Origin of the sequence: Hydrogenophaga sp., assembly GCF_022844385.1 — a bacterium.
In the GTDB taxonomy this organism is placed as follows: domain Bacteria; phylum Pseudomonadota; class Gammaproteobacteria; order Burkholderiales; family Burkholderiaceae_C; genus Hydrogenophaga.
Window position 1 is genome coordinate 1 of sequence record NZ_JALHLX010000067.1, and the last position, 17,228, is coordinate 17,228.

A 17,228-nucleotide genomic window follows, 5' to 3' on the forward strand; every position below is an offset into this window, starting at 1 on the left:
GCGCTCATCTGCGCGTTGAGTTCCAGGTCGCTGTAGAGGCGGCGTACCAAGGCAGCGGCCGCTTCAAAGCCCGCATCGAGGTACACGGCACCGATCACGGCTTCGAGCGCGTCGGCCAGGATGGAGGGCCGCTTCTGTCCGCCCGAGCGCTTTTCGCCGTCGCCCAGCCGCAGACACCCCGACAGGTTCAGACGCGACGCGATTTCGAACAAGGTGTCCTGCTTGACCAGGTTGGCGCGAACGCGTGAAAGATCGCCCTCGGGCAACTGGTTGAGCTTTTCGAACAGGAGGCCGGAGACCGCCAGGTTGAGCACCGAATCACCCAGAAACTCCAGGCGTTCGTTGTGGTCGGCGGTGAAACTGCGGTGCGTCAGCGCGCGTTCCAGCAAGCGCGGATTGGCAAAGTGGTGTTGCAGGCGCCGTTGCAGCGCCGTGAGTTCCGGATTCAAGAATGTGGGCGCTCCATCGAGCGCTCTCTGCCCAGGCTGCGTGTCACTTCGAGCGGCCTTCGTATTTCATCAACAGGTAAGCCGGACCGGCGAGGGGAATCTCGCGGGTGTAGGCGTAGGAGACCACCACGCGGTCGCCCTCTTTGCCCACCACGAGGTCCTTGCCCGAAATGGTGCGGATGTCGTCAATGGTGGCGGCCTTGTCGAAAATGCTGCGAACCTCGGCCACGGTGGATCCGGCAGCCGCCTTGTCCACCGCCTTTTGTACGGCGATGTATTCAATGTAGGTGGGCACGACCTGCGCAAACACCACACCGGCCAAAGCCAGCAAGATGCCCACGATGATCAGGCCCATGAAGGTCAGGCCGCGTTGCTGCTGCTTCAGTTTCATGACGTCAAGCTCCACAGGTGATGAGTTGTCATTCAAAGGACCCGATACGGCCCAGATCGCCGAAATTCATCCAGACAAAAAAGGCCTTGCCGACGATGTTGCGCTCGGGCACAAAACCCCAGTAGCGGGAGTCCAGCGAGTTGTCCCGATTGTCACCCATCATGAAGTAGTGGCCAGCAGGCACCTTGCAGGTCACGCCTTCAACGGTGTACTTGCAACCGTCGGCAAACGGAAACTCGGTGGCACCCGGAATGAACGCGGGGCGGTCATCGTCGTTGAGCGTGCCGTACTGTCGATCGTTGAGCGTTTCTGTGAATTGCCTGGAGTAGCGCATGGAATCGCTGTCGAAGAAGTCCGGCTGAGCCACGCGCGGCACAACCTTGCCGTTCACGCTCAACTGTTTGTTCAGATAGGCGACCTCATCCCCGGGCACACCGATGACCCGCTTGATGTAGTCGAGACTGGGCTGCGGGGGGTAACGAAACACCATCACGTCGCCACGTTGGGGGTCGTTGTTGGCGATCAGCTTGGTGTTGAACACCGGCAGGCGCACACCGTAGTGGAATTTGTTCACCAGGATGAGATCGCCCACGCGCAAGGTGGGGATCATTGAGCCCGAAGGAATCTTGAAAGGTTCGAACAGGAACGATCGCAAGACGAACACCGCAAGGATCACGGGGAACAGACCTGCCGTCCAGTCAAGCCACCAGGGTTGGGCCAGCAGCTTTTGCCGCGCAGGCTCCACGTCGCCTTCCACCTGGCTGAAGCCTTGTTTGATCAAGGCTTCCTTGCGGGTGTTGTGCTCCACCAGCAACTGGTCTGCCGCACGCCGGCGCTGCGGCAGGAACACGAACTTTTCAGCCAGCCAGTAAAGCCCCGTGACGACCGTGGCCAGCATCAACAGCAGGGCGAAGTTGCCTTCGACCACTCCGGCATACCAGGCACCAGCGTAGGCCACGAAGGCCGTCAAGATCACCGCGGTGACCGTTCCCATCAGCGCCTGCATCAGTCCTGCACCTGCAATATGGCGAGAAACGCCTCCTGGGGAACCTCCACCGAGCCGATCTGTTTCATGCGCTTCTTGCCTGCTTTCTGTTTTTCGAGAAGTTTGCGTTTGCGGGAGATGTCACCGCCGTAGCATTTTGCCAGCACGTTCTTGCGCAGTGCCTTGATGGTCTCGCGTGCGATCACGTTGCCGCCGATGGCCGCCTGGATCGCCACGTCAAACATCTGGCGGCTGATGATTTCCCGCATCTTCGCCACCACAGCACGGCCACGGTACTGCGACTGCGAGCGGTGCACGATGATGGACAGGGCATCGACTTTCTCGCCATTGAGCAGGATGTCGACCTTCACCACGTCGGCCGCCCGGTACTCCTTGAACTCATAGTCCATGGACGCGTATCCCCGGCTCACCGACTTGAGCTTGTCGAAGAAGTCCAGCACGATCTCACCCAGCGGCATGTCGTAAGTCAGCATGACCTGCTTGCCGTGGTAGGCCATGTTGAGCTGCATGCCGCGCTTCTGGTTGGCCAGGGTCATGACCGCGCCCACATACTCCTGCGGCATGTACAGGTGCACGGTGACGATGGGTTCGCGGATCTCTTCCAGTCGGCCCTGGTCGGGCATCTTGGACGGGTTCTCGACCATCATCACCTCGCCGTCGGGTTTCATCACCTGGTAGACCACACTGGGTGCGGTCGTGATGAGGTCCTGGTCGAACTCGCGCTCCAAACGCTCCTGCACGATTTCCATGTGCAGCAGGCCCAGAAAGCCACAGCGAAAGCCGAAGCCCAGCGCCTGCGACACCTCGGGCTCGTACTGCAACGACGCGTCGTTGAGCTTGAGTTTTTCCAGTGCATCGCGCAGAGAGTCGTACTGGTTGGCTTCAGTCGGGTACAGGCCGGCGAACACCTGGGGCTGCACTTCCTTGAAGCCGGGCAGCGCCTCGGTGGCCGGGCCTGCGTTGTTGGGCAGCTTCTTCTCCAGCGTGATGGTGTCGCCCACCTTGGCGGCCTGCAATTCCTTGATGCCCGCGATGATGTAACCCACCTCGCCGGCCTGCAGCGACTCTCGTGGCTCGTTGCCCGGTGTGAACACGCCCATGCTGTCGGCGTTGTAGACCGTGTTTGTCGCCATCATCTTGAAGCGCTCGTTTTTGAGCAGGCGACCATCGACCACACGCACCAGCATCACCACGCCCACGTAGGCGTCGTACCAGCTGTCCACGATCATGGCGCGCAGCGGCGCATCGGGGTTGCCCTTGGGGGGGGGAATGCGCGCGACCACCGCTTCCAGGATGTCTTCCACACCCATGCCCGTCTTGGCCGAGCAGGGAATGGCGTCGGTGGCATCGATGCCGATCACGTCCTCGATCTCGCTCTTCGCGTTCTCGGGGTCGGCGTTGGGCAGGTCCATCTTGTTGAGCACCGGCACCACCTCCACACCCAGTTCGAGTGCGGTGTAGCAGTTGGCCACGGTCTGGGCTTCAACACCCTGGCTGGCGTCCACCACCAGCAGTGCGCCTTCGCACGCGGAGAGCGAGCGGGAGACCTCGTAAGAGAAGTCAACATGGCCGGGTGTGTCGATCAGATTGAGGTTGTAGATCTGTCCGTCACGCGCCTTGTACTTGAGCGAAGCGGTCTGCGCCTTGATGGTGATGCCACGCTCCTTCTCGATGTCCATCGAGTCGAGCACCTGCTCGCTCATCTCACGATCGGACAAGCCGCCACAAAGAGAAATGATGCGATCGGCGAGCGTGGACTTGCCATGGTCGATATGCGCGATGATCGAAAAATTGCGGATGTGATTCATCAGGAGAACGGCTCAAACACTGGGGAAAACCGCTGCTCCGAGCAGGAACGAGCGGCCATAAAAAAGGGCGCGTCAGCTGCTGACGCGCCCGTAACCAACAATCAATGGCAACTGCGATAGTTGGGGTTTCATTGTAGGCAAAAAGCCCGGAATGCAAACCACCGAACCACCGACAGCCCCTTGTTGCAACGCAGCAACGTGAACCTTATGCACAGCATATCCACAAGATGACGGGAAAACTTGTGAACCGACTGTGGACGACCTGGGGACTTCCGGGGTTGCTCCCGCATCGTGGGTCAATACAAGCTCTCGGCGCAGGAATTTCTTCAAAAACAAGTCCATTTTAGCGAAATCGGTCAACACAAGACCACTGATAGTGAGCATCCACTAACAAATCTTGAGCGCAACCCCCACTCACCGGGATCTGCGCACTGTGGCGAATCGGCCACCCTCACGAAAAACCCCCAGATCCGGAGGGTCTGGGGGTCTTTGAATGCTCCGACCGGCGGTCGGTGCCGATCGGCTTCAGCGCTGCGGGCGAATCACGGCGTACTGCGCCCACTCGCCACGGCGGAACAGCACGTTCACGGGTTTCGACTTGTCGATCTTGCTCAGTGCCGTTTCCATCTCCTTGAGGCTTGCAGTGTCCGTGTTGGCGATGGCCACGATGACGTCGCCTTCGCGCAAGCCGGCGCGCGCTGCGGGCCCTTCGGCAGATGCGATGCGCACACCACCTTTGAGGTTGAGCTCTTTCTTTTCAGCCGCGGTCAACTCGGCCAGGCCCAGGCCGAGCGACTGCACCGCACTGCTGGCCTGCGGCTTGGCAGGCTCGGGCACAGCCGCCTTCACCTCGGGCTTTTCAGGCTCCAGCTCCGCCACCGTGATCGTCAGGTCGCGCTGTGCACCACGGCGCAGCACAGTCATGTTGCTCTTGTTCCCGGGCTTGGTGTTGCCCACAAAGCGCGGCAGGTCCACCGACTTTTCGATGGTTTTTCCATCGAACTTCAAGATGATGTCGCCAGGCTCAACGCCTGCCTTGGCAGCGGGAGAGTCGGGCTCCACGCCACGCACCAGTGCGCCCTTGGCCGCCCCCAGTCCCAGCGAGTCCGCCACATCCTTGCTGACCTGATCGATCTGCACACCAATGCGCCCGCGGGTCACACGTCCGGTTGTCCTGAGCTGGTCGGACACGCGCACGGCCTCGTCGATCGGGATGGCGAACGAGATGCCCTGGAAGCCACCGGAGCGGGAATAGATCTGGCTGTTGATGCCGATCACCTCACCGTTCATGTTGATCAGCGGCCCACCGGAGTTGCCGGGGTTGATGGCCACATCGGTCTGAATGAAGGGCAAAAAGTCACCCGTGTCGCGCTGCTTGGCGCTCACGATGCCGGCAGTCACGGTGTTCTCCAGACCGAAGGGCGATCCGATGGCCATCACCCACTCGCCGACCCGCAGGCGATTCACGTCGCCAATCTTCACCGGGGAAAGGCCGGTGGCTTCGATCTTCACGACCGCCACATCGGTGCGCTTGTCGGCGCCGACCACGCGCGCCTTGAACTCGCGCTTGTCGGGCAAGGTCACCAGCAATTCGTCTGCGCCCTCGACGACGTGTGCGTTGGTCATGATCAAACCGTCAGCACTGAGGATGAAGCCAGAGCCCACACCACGAGGCTGCGCCTCTTCGGAAGGGCCTCGTTCCTGACGCGGCGTGCGCGGGGTCATGCCTGGCGGCACAGGAATGCCGAAGCGCTTGAAGAACTCCAGCATCTGTTCGTCGGGCGCACCGCTGGCGCCCGGACGAGCAACAGCAGCACGCTCCAGCGTCCGGATATTGACCACCGACGGACCCACCAGATCCACCAGATCGGTGAAGTCCGGCAAGCCTCGGACGCTGGCCGCTGGCGGCACCACTGGCACCACCGCCGTTTGCGCCGACAGCGGCGCGTGCAGGATGAGCGCGGCCGTTCCGATGGCTGCCAGTGCAGCGGATGCGGTCATGGCCAGCAGGGGCTTTTGCATACGTTTCAGGTGCGTCATGGTGATCCTTTACACACTCGCAAATACTTGGACCGGCTGTGGGTGGCACAGCTTTGCGCCAAACACCGCGCAAGTGCGGCCCGGCAGATAAAAAACAAGTCTGGCAGGTTCAGCGCGTTCGTTCCAGCGCAAGGGCAAAACGGCGCAGTGTCGGCGGGGGCACTTCGCCCAACACCGTCAGCCAGTGGTCACCCACCCGTTTGCTGACCGAGTGTGTCGCGCCGACCGCAGCCGTCTTTTCCTGGCCATGGCGTTGGGCATCGAAAGGCTCGACAAACAGGGACACCGAAGCCAGCCCATCGGAGAACACCCACTGCATGGGTGCTGTGCCGGGCGTATGTGCCGCGCCAGTGTCGCGGGTGTGGCAACTCATGGCCGTGAACCCGGGCACCGCCTCTTTCAAACGCCAGCCCTCGGCTTCGGCGGTGGTTTTCTTGAGCAGCGGCTTGTGCACCTCATAGCCGCGCGTGTCCTTCATCAGCTTCTGAAGCTTGTCCATGCTGACCGGGGCGTCGAGCTGAAGTTCGGAGAACGACATCTGCTCCAGCACCGCACCCTGCTCACCCAGCGTCTGCAGCTTCACCACCAGACCGGTCTGCCGCTCGGACCAGATGCGGTAGCCAAACCGCAAATCGTCCTTGGGCAGGATCTCGACCATGTCGGCCAGGTGTCCTGCCACGCGCTGCACACCGGTTTCTCGCGCTGCGTAAAACTGGGGAATCAGATTGTTCGGCGTGCGCAGCATCTCGGGGAACATGCCCAGTGATTCGCGTTTTTCGACAACCGCCGTCTTCGTCTCCGGCTCGAAAGTGATGACGTCGCTGTTGCGCCGGATGGTGGTGCGTGGTGTGCCCGTGAGCGTGTCGATGCGCTCCATCTGCTGGCTTCCGTCGCACACGTGCCAGACCTTCGACGCCGACATGGATGCCCCAGCCGAGACCACCAGCGTGCCGGTGTAAGCGCGCTGCCGCGACGCCTCGTGCATGCGACTGAGCCACTCATTGACACTCCGTGTGCCGGGCGCCTGGGCCGTTGACCCGACCTGGGCTGGCGAAGGACCGCCAAACAACAAACCAGCGGTCAGCAGCGCCATGGCGCCCACAGGGCGCCAGCGCCGCAATTGAAGGCGTGCGTGGCGCGAGGGAAGTCGGCTTGAAGCGATGGCGGCAAACACAGGCATGGGAGGTCTCGCGTCAAACGGATTCGGCAACATGGCTGCTCAACGTCCTGCAGCGTCGTAGGTCGCGTTGCGGATAAAGCCGGAAGGGGTCTGCAAGGCGGACATCCCCCCGTGCTGGCGGTGTTCGGCCAGCAGGGCTTCAAGCTGCGCGTCGCGGATCAGGACACCCTGGCCGGTGTTGACCGCGACAGATGGATTGCCCGGAGGAGCCACGACCGTCGCCATCACAGTGGCTGGCGCGGAAACACCGGGCTCGTTCGACGCCAACTGTGCACCTGCAGCACCACCCGAACCGGAACCTGAGACCACGCTCCAGCTCACCGCCATCACGGCCGCCAGCGATGCAAGACCCGCCACCATTTTCCAGCGAAACACCGCGTCGTTGGCGGCCTCCCGGTGATCCGGAACAGTCGCCGGAACACCGGCTTCCACCGGCAAACGCGGCACAGCCTGCCGCTCGACATCGCCAGATGCCAGACCGATCCGGACAGCCGCCAGGAAGTCGCCAGCCGGTTGGGCACCCGTCAGGTCCACATGTCCACGCAGTGCGTCCCCAATCACCTGGTACGCATGCCAATTCGGCAACGCATCGATGTCCAGAGAGCCCATCAAAGTATCAAACTCGGCTTCGCTGACCTCGCCATCGGCCATCGCGGACAGCGCAGGAGCCATGCCCACGCTCATCTCGGAAGCAGTGGCGTTCTCAGCCGCAAAGGAGCTGTGATGTTGTTCGGCATTCATGATTCATTTCCCGTGTGCAATGCAATCGATTCGCGTGCCTCGACCGCGCCATACCACTACCAGCGTTTGCCCGTCTGGCGTTCCAGCATCGGTTTGATGCGCCCGGAAATCGCCTCGCGGGCTCGAAAAATCCGGGAACGAACCGTTCCAATCGGACATTCCAGCGCCTGCGCAATTTCTTCGTAGCTCATACCCTCGATTTCCCGCAAGGTGATCGCCATTCGCAACTCTTCAGGCAGCGCGTCCATGGCCGCATTGACCGCCTGCGCAATTTCCTTGCTGGCCAGCACTGCCTCGGGCGTCTCGGTGTCGGCCGCGTTGAAATTTAGTTCGCGTTCGGACGAGGAAGTTTCATCGTCGTCCGAGGATTTCATCTGCGACTGGAAAACGAGGGGGTCGCGCTTGAGTTCCATCAGCTGTTTTTTCGCGGTATTCACCGCGATCCGGTACAGCCAGGTGTAGAACTGGGCATCGCCGCGGAACTGCGCCAGCGCACGGTAGGCCCGGATGAAGGTTTCCTGCGCTATATCTTGAACAAGGTCTGAGTCCCGAACCATGCGGCCAATGAGCCGTTCGACTCGGCGCTGGTATTTGATGACGAGCAACTCAAACGCGCGCTGCTCCCCGCCCAGTGTGCGCTGCACCAACATGACGTCGCTGTCGGGGGGCGGGGGGGCGGTGTGGTCTTCGGGAGTCATGCGCGCGGAAATATAACCCAAGGGTTGGAACACGAACGGCCCAGCCAACCATGGCCTGCCGCTTCGAAGGCCTGCACAAGGCGCGTCAACTTCACGCTTGGCTCGACACCAGCGCTCGGCGCAAGTCGCTCCACCGCGCCGGATGGCTGTTTCGCTCGACCCAGACCCACCGCGGCCCGCCACCCGGCTCGCGGATGCGCAACAGAAGGCGGCACTGCAAGTCCAGCACACGCTCCACTCTGCTCAGCCCCGCCGGCTCGGCGGCCGTCCCATCGGACCATGTCCATGCGCCGTTGATGCCTTCGCTCCCACCTTGGGGCTCCCACCGCAGAGTGCCTTCGGGGGAACGAAGCCAGGTCACACACGCTGCGATCACCCAGACCAGCCAACCCAGGATGAGTGCGATGCGGAAGAAACTGCCCCAGACACCTTGGCTCGAAAAATTCGACTCGACAAGAAACGCCATCCCCGCCAAGGCCGCTGCGCCCCCGAGCGCAATCAACAGCCGGGCCTGAAACGAACAGCGCCCCACCGGGTAGACCACGGATGGGGCGCTGTGCATGGGTAAGCTGTTGGATAAAGGCGATCGAAGGGTTCAAACGCGCTTGAAGACCAGCGAGCCGTTGGTGCCGCCAAAACCGAAGTTGTTCTTGAGCGCAACGTCGATCTTCATGTCGCGCGCCGTGTTGGCGCAGTAGTCCAGGTCGCACTCGGGGTCCTGGTTGAAGATGTTGATGGTCGGAGGGCTTTTCTGGTGATGCAGAGCCAGCACGGTGAAGACACTTTCGATGCCACCAGCGCCACCCAGCAAATGACCGGTCATGGACTTGGTGGAGTTCACCACCATCTTGTGAGCCTGATCACCCAGAGCGGCCTTGATGGCATTCGTTTCGTTCAGATCGCCCAAAGGTGTCGAAGTGCCGTGCGCATTGAGGTAGTCCACCTGGTCGGCGTTCAGACCCGCGTTGCGCAATGCGCTGACCATGGCGCGGCGGGGACCGTCCATGCTGGGTGCCGTCATGTGGCCCGCGTCGGCGCTCATGCCGTAGCCCGAGAGTTCGGCATAAATGCGCGCGCCTCGCGCCTTGGCAAACTCATACTCTTCGAGCACCATCACGCCCGCTCCTTCGCCCAGCACAAACCCGTCGCGGTCCTTGTCCCACGGACGCGAGGCCGTGGCGGGATCGTCGTTGCGCGTGGACAGGGCGCGCATGGCGGCAAATCCACCCACACCCAAAGGCGAGACCGTGGCTTCGGATCCGCCGGCCACAATCACATCGGCGTCGCCGTATTCGATCTTCCGTGCAGCTTCCCCGATGCAATGCAGTCCGGTGGTGCACGCCGTGACCACAGCGAGGTTCGGGCCCTTGAAGCCGTATCGCATGGACACATGGCCTGCGATCATGTTGATGATCGACGCAGGCACGAAAAACGGCGAAATGCGGCGTGGCCCACGGCTCACCAGTTCGGCGTGGGTCTCCTCGATCAGTGGCAAGCCACCGATGCCCGAGCCGATGATGCAGCCAATGCGAATGGCGGTCTCTTCATCCAGCGCATCACCCAGGGGCAAGCCCGAGTCGATCACGGCCTGGTGGGCCGCTGCAACGCCAAAGTGGATGAAGCTGTCCATGGTGCGCGCTTCTTTTGCACTCATGTAGGACTCGATGTTGAAACCCTTGACCTCGCCCGCGATCTTGCAGGCGAAGTTGGAAGCGTCAAACCGGGTGATGAGGTCAATGCCGGAGCGCCCGGCCAACAGATTGGCCCAGGCATCTTCCACCGTGTTTCCCACGGGGCTGATACAGCCCAGGCCGGTCACGACAACGCGACGACGGCTCATTCAGTTCCCCCGCGCTCTTGCCCACGCACCTGGCAGCCCGGGTTCAAAGAACATCCGGGGCAGGCAGCGGTTGAACGCATGCAAATAAACAATCAGGCCTTCTGGTGGGCCATTGCGTAATCGATGGCGTTTTGTACCGTCGTGATTTTCTCGGCGTCTTCGTCGGGAATCTCAATACCGAACTCGTCCTCGAGAGCCATCACCAATTCCACCGTGTCCAGGGAGTCGGCGCCGAGGTCGGCCACGAAAGCTTTTTCGTTGGTGACCTGACCCTCTTCCACACCGAGTTGTTCGGCAATGATTTTCTTAACACGTGCTTCGATATCGCTCATAAGTCCCTCTGAGGGTGGTTGAAATGCAAGGCCGCCATTTTAGCCGGGCTAGGGAGGTCTCCCCAGATGGCCCGCCGGGCGGCTGGCGCGGCGATTCGACAAGTTTGAAAGCGGGGCCTGTCTTCAAGACATGAACATGCCGCCGTTGACGTGCAGTTCCTGACCCGTCACGTAAGAGGCGTGCGGGCCAGCAAGGTAGGCCACTGCATGCGCGATGTCGGCCGGTTTGCCCAGATGTCCGAGCGGGATCTGACCCAACAAAGCCTTCTGCTGCTCTTCGGGCAGCGCGGCAGTCATGTCGGTTTCGATAAAACCAGGTGCCACGCAATTCACGGTGATGTTGCGGCTGCCGAGTTCGCGTGCCAGCGCTCGCGTCATGCCCGCCACACCGGCTTTGGCCGCTGCGTAGTTGGCCTGGCCTGCGTTGCCCGAGGCACCCACCACGCTGGTGATGCTGATGATGCGTCCGTAACGCTGCTTCATCATCGGGCGGATCACCGCACGGCTCATGCGGAACACCGCCTTGAGATTGGTGTCGAGCACGGCGTCCCAGTCGTCGTCTTTCAAGCGCATGGCCAGCATGTCGCGGGTGATGCCGGCGTTGTTCACCAACACCTGCAGGCCACCGTGTGCCTTGACGATTGCATCGATCAGCGCTTCGGCGGATGCCGCATCGTTCACGTCCAGCTTGGCCCCGCGGCAGCCCACAGCGGCGCCAGCAACACCGGTCAGGCTGGCGGTGATCCTCGCCGCGCCTTCGTCGCTGGTAGCCGTGCCGATCACGACCAGGCCGCGCGCAACCAGCTCGTGTGCGATAGCCGCGCCAATGCCGCGCGAGGCGCCGGTGACCAGGGCCACCTGGCCGGAGAATTTCACTTCAGACATGGTGTTCTCCTGACCTCAGGCCAAAGAAGTTTTGACGTCGGCCAATGTGGCCGGGTCGTACAGGGCAAGGCCTGTGAGTTCGGGGTCGATGCGCTTGACCATGCCGGCGAGCACCTTGCCCGGACCGCACTCGACGATCGTGTCGATGCCGCGCGCCTTGATGGCCTGTACGCACTCCACCCAGCGCACCGGGCCAAACGCTTGTCGGTACAGCGCATCGCGGATGCGGTCTGCGTCGGTTTCAACGGCCACGTCGATGTTGTTGACAACTGATACCTGCGCCTGGGCAAACACCGTGTTGGCCAGTTTTTCTTTCAGTCGCTCGGCGGCCGGCTTCATGAGGCTGGAATGGAAAGGTGCCGATACCGGCAATGGCAGCGCGCGCTTCGCACCGTTGGCCTTGAGCACCTCGCAGGCTTTGTCGACCGCCGCCTTGCTGCCCGCGATCACGGTTTGTGCCGGATCGTTGAAGTTCACTGCCTCCACCACTTCCAGACTGTCTGCACCGAAAGTGGCTTGCGCCTCGGCGCAACCAGCGATCACGCGCTGGGCGTCCATGCCGAGGATGGCGGCCATGGCGCCGGTACCGACCGGCACGGCTTCCTGCATGGCCGCTGCGCGGAAGCGCACGAGTGGCGCTGCCTGGGCCAGCGGCAACACACCAGACGCCACGAGAGCAGCGTATTCACCCAGGGAGTGCCCTGCGAGCACGGCCGGCAAGGCACCGCCCTCCGCACGCCACACGCGCCAGGCGGCCACGCCCGCAACCAGCATCACCGGCTGCGTGTTGGTCGTGAGGGACAGCAACTCCTTGGGGCCGACATGGATCAGTTGCCCCACGTCCTCATTCAGCGCATCCGATGCTTCGGCAAGCGTGCTCCGCACCTCGGGGTGATCGCCCCAGGCGTCCAGCATGCCCACGGCTTGTGAGCCCTGGCCAGGAAATACAAACGCAAAGTTCTTCATGGGATCTTCAAATGTTCTTGTGCGGAGGACGCTGCGACCGGATGCCGGTCGACCTCAGAAATCGAGCAGAACAGCGCCCCAGGTGAAACCGCCGCCCACGCCTTCGAGCAGGAGGGTGTCGCCTCTCTTCACCTGGCCGCGGCGCACCGCATGGTCCAGCGCCAGTGGTATCGACGCGGCCGACGTGTTGCCATGCTGATCGACGGTCACCACCACCTTGTCCATGGAGAGCTTGAGCTTGCGCGCCGTGCTTTGCATGATGCGGATGTTGGCCTGGTGCGGAATCAGCCAGTCCACGTCTTCGGCTGTTTTGCCTGCTTTGGCGAGCACAGCCCGTGCGGTGTCTTCGAGCACACCCACCGCCAGCTTGAACACCGCCTGGCCGTCCATCTTGAGCAGCGGGTCGCCCAGGATCGAGCCGCCCGACACGTGCCCTGGAACGCACAAAATACCCGAGTGCTTGCCGTCGGCATGGATATCGGTGGCGAGGATGCCAGGTTTGTCAGAGGCCTCCAGCACCACGGCCCCCGCACCATCGCCAAACAACACGCAGGTGGTGCGGTCGTTGAAATCGAGGATGCGGCTGAACACCTCGGAGCCGACCACGAGCGCCTTGTGCGCCGTGCCCGACTGGATCAGGGCATCGGCCACGGTGAGTGCGTAAATGAACCCGCTGCAGACCGCCTGCACATCGAACACCGGACAGCCCGCAATACCCAGCTTGTGCTGCAGCAGTGCGGCGGTCGAGGGAAACACCATGTCGGGCGTTGAGGTGGCGACGATGATCAAGTCGATGTCGGCCGGCAGCACGCCCGCGGCGGCCATGGCTTCGCGACAAGCCACCGCGGCCAGGTCGCTGGCGAACATACCGTCCGCCGCAAAGTGACGCGCCCGGATGCCGGTGCGCTCCACGATCCAGTCGTCGCTGGTCTCCACGCCACGTTGGGCCAGCATGTCCACCATGTCGGCGTTGGTCAGGCGGTTCGGCGGCAGGCAACTGCCGGTGCCGGTGATGCGGGCAAAACGGGTCATGCGGTGCGTTTGGGGTGGATCAGAGTGTCGGGATGCTCTTGAGCTCGCTGGGCAGCGACTCGGGGGACATCAGCTGCTGCGCGTGTGCAATGCGTTCTCGCACGTTGTCCAGCAAATGGTTGTGGGCCGCATCATAAGCCCGCCCCAGCGCCTGCTCGAACGCGAAGGCGTCTGCCGAACCATGGCTCTTGAAAACAAGTCCTTGCAGACCCAACAACGCAGCACCGTTGTACCGCCGGTGATCCACGCGGTTTTTGAACGACTTTAGGACCGGATAGGCAACGATGGCGGCCATTTTCCGGAAAATACTGCTGGAGAACTCTTCCCGAAGGAAGCCGCTGATCATCGAGGCCAGGCCCTCACTGGCCTTCAGCGCAACATTGCCTACAAAACCGTCACACACCACGATGTCAGTCGTGCCCTTGAAGATATCGTCTCCTTCGACGTTCCCAAAAAAGTTCAAATCCCCGGTGTTGGCTGCATTTCGCAGCAAAACACCCGCTTTTTTGATCACTTCGCTGCCTTTGATGACTTCTTCACCCACGTTCAGCAGTCCCACGCTGGGCTCCGGGCGCCCAGTGGCTGCGGCCACGAGGGCCGAGCCCATCACGGCGAACTGCAGCAGGTGCTCGGCCGAACAATCGACGTTGGCGCCGAGGTCCAGCACCGTGGTGGCGCCTCCGCGGGCGTTGGGCATTTGTGTGGCGATGGCCGGGCGGTCGATTCCATCCATGGTCTTGAGCACATAACGGGCGATGGCCATCAAAGCACCCGTGTTGCCGGCAGAAACCACCGCCTGGGCAAGACCGTCCTTGACCTGATTGATCGACACCCGCATGGACGAGTCCTTCTTGCGGCGAAGTGCAATTTCCACCGAATCGTCCATGCCAACGATTTCGGTCGCCGGTACAACGGTGCATCGGACGTTGTTGAGCAACTGGGGCCAGGCCCGGAACACATCAGGCTTGCCCACCAGCAAGAGCTGGGCTTGCGGGTGGCTGGCAAGAAAGGCCTGGCAGGCGGGCATCGTCGCGCCCGGACCGACATCCCCACCCATGCAATCCACGGCAATGGTGATCATCTCAAGTTCCTGAGGCGGGCACGGCAGGTGCCCCTTCCATGAAAAAAGCCCGCATGGAACATGCGGGCCTGGGCCTGTCGAGTTCGCCTGACCCCGAGCGTGTGACGCAGCGAGGCCAAAGGCAAACCGTCACGTCAGGCTTCGGATTTGTTCTTCAGCACCTGACGGCCACGGTAAAAACCGTTGGGGCTGATGTGGTGGCGCAGGTGGATTTCACCAGTGGTGGGCTCCACGGCGATGCCCGGCACGTTCAGCGCGTTGTGCGAACGGTGCATGCCGCGCTTGGAAGGGGACTTTTTGTTTTGCTGAACAGCCATGGTGGGCTCCTGAAATCGGGTGGGACAAACGGGTGCGCCTGAAACCATGCACATCTGTGTGCCTTTGGATGCCAGCGCAAAGCCAAGCATTATAGCCCGAAGCGCTGGCTCGGGCCCAGATCCCGATGAGGGGCGGGCAGCCTGCCTACTTTTTGAGCTTGGCCAGCTCGGCAAACGGGTTCTTGCGCTGCGGCTCGTTGTCTTCCAGCCCCACCATGGGATCGGACGCCTGCATCACCACCGGCACCGGACAGGTGTCGTGCAAGGGGACCAGCGGCAACTCCATCAGCAGTTCGTCTTCAAGCACGTCGTGGAGCCGCGGACGGGGCTCCAGCGCCAGCAGATCCTCCTCACAGTCGTCGTCTTCGGCCGCTGCCGTGGCCTCGTCGTTCACAAAGCGAAACCACCTGTCCACCTTCAGCGGTGTGTCGACCGGTCCGAGACAGCGCTGACACGTCAATGGGATCGATGCATCGGCCTGCAAGTGCAGCCAGACCGCCGGCGCCCCTCCGGAGGCGCCAGCGCGCATTTCGCCCCTGGCCTGCCAGGTGACCGACCCCAGGGCGGGCTGGCCGTCCTCGGCGTGGGCCTCGGCCACCAGCCGCTCAAATCGGGTCAAAGGGTCGTCAGCATGCAAATCGGCGCCAGCCTGGGCAAAGGCGCGCACGTCCAGCCTCTCGGGATTCCAGCTGGTCTTGGGTGTGGGTTTCATGTCAGGCAGTTTAAAAGAATGCAAGCAGAATAGCGGGATGACGCCCGACCGCCCCAGCGCCCCCTCGCCCACTTCGCGCCCACTCATCCTGGGTTCCACCTCACGTTACCGACACGAACTGCTCTCCCGGCTGAAGCTGCCGTTCGAGGCAGTGGCGCCCAACGTGGACGAAACTCCGAGATCGGGCGAAAACCCCACCGATCTGGCCGTGCGCCTGGCCCTTGCCAAGGCGCGTGAAGTGGCTGCACGCCACCCGCAAGCAGTGGTGATCGGCAGCGATCAGGTGGCGGACCTGCGCGGCGAGCCACTGGGCAAACCGGGTACCCACGAGCGGGCGGTCGTGCAGCTCAAGCGCCTGCGCGGCGAAACGGTGGTGTTTCAGACCGCACTGGCGGTGGTCTGTGCCGCCACGGGCTTCGAGCAGTGCGACATCGCCTCGGTGCGCGTGGTGTTTCGCAAACTCAGTGACGCCGAGATCGAGCGCTACCTGCGCGCCGAACAACCCTACGACTGCGCCGGCAGCGCCAAGAGCGAAGGCCTGGGCATCTCGTTGCTGGAGCGCATCGACAACGACGACCCCACGGCGCTGATCGGCCTGCCCTTGATTCGCACCTGCCGCATGATCCGCGCCGCCGGCGTGCACGTGCCGTGAGCGCCCCTCCCTCCACCAAAGGAACGCTCTACTTGGTGCCCACGCCGCTGGATTTCGGCATGGCGGTGGATCCCGCGCCCGCAGACACCTGGTTGCCCCGGGAAACGTTGGCGGTGGCCAGTGGCCTCACGCACTGGATCACCGAGAACGCCAAGAGCACGCGGGCATTCCTGAAACGGGTTGAAGCCTTGGTGGGCATTGCCGCGCCGGTGCAAGGCCAGCACATCATCGAATTGCCCCGCGCCGCGCACAAGAAGGGCGACCACACGCCGCAGGCCGAGGGTGACGCGCAGGCGCGCGAGCTGCTCGCCCCGGCTCTGCACGGGCACAGTATCGGCTTGGTGAGCGAAGCCGGCATGCCGGCCATTGCCGACCCGGGCAGCGCCGTGGTGCGGGCGGCACACGCGCTGGGTTTGAAAGTGGTACCGCTCACGGGGCCCATCTCGCTGATGCTGGCGCTGGCGGCCAGCGGCTTGAATGGCCAGAACTTCGCGTTTGTCGGCTACGTGCCGCAAGAGGCCACGGAGCGCGGCAAGCGCCTGCGCGAACTGGAGGCCCTGGCTCTGAAAACCGGGCAGACGCAGATGTTGATCGAAACGCCCTACCGCAACACCGCACTGTTGCAGGCATTGCTTCAGACGCTGCACCCGCACACGCGGTTGGCGGTGTGCTGCGCGATGTCGTTGCCGCAGCAGGTCAGCCGCAGCGCGTTGGTGAGCGAATGGAAACGCAGCCCGGGCATCGTCAACGAACTGCCGCTGGACGCCCCAGCGGTGTTTCTGTTCGGTCGTTGAACCTTCAACCCATCACGCGCTTGAGGTGGGCGCGCACCGAGGCGCCCAGTTCGGCGTTGGCCAGTGCGAGATCGATCGTGGCCTCCAGGAAACCCTCCTTGCTGCCGCAGTCATAGCGCGTGCCGTCGTAGCGGAAGGCCTGCACTTTTTCAACGCCGATCAAGGCGGCGATGCCGTCGGTGAGCTGGATCTCGCCACCCGCACCGCGCGGCTGGCGGCGGATGCTCTCGAACACAGCCGGCGTGAGCACGTAGCGCCCGGCCACCGCCAAGGTGGACGGCGCCACGTCGGGTGCGGGCTTTTC

General features: G+C 62.7%; 20 protein-coding genes and 1 pseudogene. 2 read left to right on the forward strand and 19 right to left on the reverse strand.

The window, feature by feature from the left end; genetic code table 11:
- From Q0C59_RS12075 to Q0C59_RS12160, 18 genes are all read right to left on the reverse strand, one after another.
- A partial coding sequence (locus Q0C59_RS12075) for a ribonuclease III family protein (RefSeq protein WP_291215738.1) occupies positions 1 to 449 on the reverse strand: 449 nt, incomplete at its 3' end.
- Positions 450 to 492: 43 nt separating this feature from the next.
- On the reverse strand, positions 493 to 840 hold the full coding sequence (locus Q0C59_RS12080; RefSeq protein ID WP_291215741.1) for a DUF4845 domain-containing protein: 348 nt from the start codon (positions 838 to 840) through the stop codon (positions 493 to 495).
- A gap of 28 nt (positions 841 to 868) precedes the next feature.
- Positions 869 to 1,846 (reverse strand): signal peptidase I, encoded by a 978-nt coding sequence (gene lepB / locus Q0C59_RS12085; RefSeq protein WP_370654261.1) that lies wholly within the window; start codon positions 1,844 to 1,846, stop codon positions 869 to 871.
- Positions 1,846 to 3,654 carry a translation elongation factor 4 gene (gene lepA / locus Q0C59_RS12090; protein WP_291215746.1) on the reverse strand — a complete coding sequence of 603 codons (1,809 nt, stop codon included), beginning with the start codon at positions 3,652 to 3,654 and terminating at the stop codon, positions 1,846 to 1,848. Before lepA ends, lepB begins: the two co-directional genes overlap by 1 nt.
- Before the next feature lie 72 nt (positions 3,655 to 3,726).
- Positions 3,727 to 4,038 carry a hypothetical protein gene (locus Q0C59_RS12095; protein WP_291215750.1) on the reverse strand — a complete coding sequence of 104 codons (312 nt, stop codon included), beginning with the start codon at positions 4,036 to 4,038 and terminating at the stop codon, positions 3,727 to 3,729.
- Positions 4,039 to 4,179: 141 nt separating this feature from the next.
- Positions 4,180 to 5,694, reverse strand: a complete 1,515-nt coding sequence (locus Q0C59_RS12100; protein WP_291215753.1) for a DegQ family serine endoprotease — start codon at positions 5,692 to 5,694, stop codon at positions 4,180 to 4,182.
- Between the two features lie 109 nt (positions 5,695 to 5,803).
- Positions 5,804 to 6,874 carry a MucB/RseB C-terminal domain-containing protein gene (locus Q0C59_RS12105; protein WP_291215756.1) on the reverse strand — a complete coding sequence of 357 codons (1,071 nt, stop codon included), beginning with the start codon at positions 6,872 to 6,874 and terminating at the stop codon, positions 5,804 to 5,806.
- 39 nt (positions 6,875 to 6,913) lie between these two features.
- A complete protein-coding gene (locus Q0C59_RS12110) occupies positions 6,914 to 7,615 on the reverse strand; it encodes a sigma-E factor negative regulatory protein (protein WP_291215759.1) in 702 nt (233 codons plus the stop codon).
- Positions 7,616 to 7,671: 56 nt separating this feature from the next.
- Complete coding sequence (rpoE, locus tag Q0C59_RS12115; protein WP_069047139.1) at positions 7,672 to 8,313, reverse strand: RNA polymerase sigma factor RpoE; 642 nt, start codon at positions 8,311 to 8,313, stop codon at positions 7,672 to 7,674.
- Positions 8,314 to 8,404: 91 nt separating this feature from the next.
- Entirely contained in the window at positions 8,405 to 8,857 is a 453-nt protein-coding gene (locus tag Q0C59_RS12120) for a hypothetical protein (RefSeq protein WP_291215761.1), read from the reverse strand.
- A 51-nt stretch (positions 8,858 to 8,908) separates the two neighbouring features.
- Positions 8,909 to 10,153, reverse strand: coding sequence for a beta-ketoacyl-ACP synthase II (fabF, locus tag Q0C59_RS12125; protein ID WP_291215764.1), 1,245 nt, complete (start codon positions 10,151 to 10,153; stop codon positions 8,909 to 8,911).
- 92 nt (positions 10,154 to 10,245) lie between these two features.
- Positions 10,246 to 10,485 carry an acyl carrier protein gene (acpP, locus tag Q0C59_RS12130; RefSeq protein WP_068173947.1) on the reverse strand — a complete coding sequence of 80 codons (240 nt, stop codon included), beginning with the start codon at positions 10,483 to 10,485 and terminating at the stop codon, positions 10,246 to 10,248.
- Between the two features lie 123 nt (positions 10,486 to 10,608).
- Positions 10,609 to 11,370 (reverse strand): 3-oxoacyl-ACP reductase FabG, encoded by a 762-nt coding sequence (fabG, locus tag Q0C59_RS12135; protein WP_291215770.1) that lies wholly within the window; start codon positions 11,368 to 11,370, stop codon positions 10,609 to 10,611.
- Between the two features lie 15 nt (positions 11,371 to 11,385).
- The gene (gene fabD, locus Q0C59_RS12140) at positions 11,386 to 12,336 is read right to left on the reverse strand and encodes an ACP S-malonyltransferase (RefSeq protein WP_291215772.1); all 951 of its coding nucleotides are present in this window, start codon (positions 12,334 to 12,336) and stop codon (positions 11,386 to 11,388) included.
- Positions 12,337 to 12,390: 54 nt separating this feature from the next.
- Entirely contained in the window at positions 12,391 to 13,368 is a 978-nt protein-coding gene (locus Q0C59_RS12145; RefSeq protein WP_291215775.1) for a beta-ketoacyl-ACP synthase III, read from the reverse strand.
- 19 nt (positions 13,369 to 13,387) lie between these two features.
- Complete coding sequence (gene plsX, locus Q0C59_RS12150) at positions 13,388 to 14,449, reverse strand: phosphate acyltransferase PlsX (protein WP_291215778.1); 1,062 nt, start codon at positions 14,447 to 14,449, stop codon at positions 13,388 to 13,390.
- Positions 14,450 to 14,583: 134 nt separating this feature from the next.
- Entirely contained in the window at positions 14,584 to 14,766 is a 183-nt protein-coding gene (rpmF, locus tag Q0C59_RS12155) for a 50S ribosomal protein L32 (protein ID WP_019575026.1), read from the reverse strand.
- Positions 14,767 to 14,911: 145 nt separating this feature from the next.
- Positions 14,912 to 15,478 (reverse strand): DUF177 domain-containing protein, encoded by a 567-nt coding sequence (locus tag Q0C59_RS12160; protein ID WP_291215780.1) that lies wholly within the window; start codon positions 15,476 to 15,478, stop codon positions 14,912 to 14,914.
- Between the two features lie 37 nt (positions 15,479 to 15,515).
- On the opposite strand from Q0C59_RS12160, the gene Q0C59_RS12165 reads away from it, so the two are divergent.
- Both Q0C59_RS12165 and Q0C59_RS12170 read left to right on the forward strand, forming a co-directional pair.
- The gene (locus Q0C59_RS12165; RefSeq protein ID WP_291215782.1) at positions 15,516 to 16,130 is read left to right on the forward strand and encodes a Maf family nucleotide pyrophosphatase; all 615 of its coding nucleotides are present in this window, start codon (positions 15,516 to 15,518) and stop codon (positions 16,128 to 16,130) included.
- Between the two features lie 59 nt (positions 16,131 to 16,189).
- Positions 16,190 to 16,924, forward strand: a complete 735-nt coding sequence (locus Q0C59_RS12170) for an SAM-dependent methyltransferase (RefSeq protein WP_291215785.1) — start codon at positions 16,190 to 16,192, stop codon at positions 16,922 to 16,924.
- Between the two features lie 4 nt (positions 16,925 to 16,928).
- Here Q0C59_RS12170 and Q0C59_RS12175 read toward each other — a convergent pair.
- Positions 16,929 to 17,228, reverse strand: a pseudogene (locus tag Q0C59_RS12175) (UTP--glucose-1-phosphate uridylyltransferase); the annotation flags it as partial.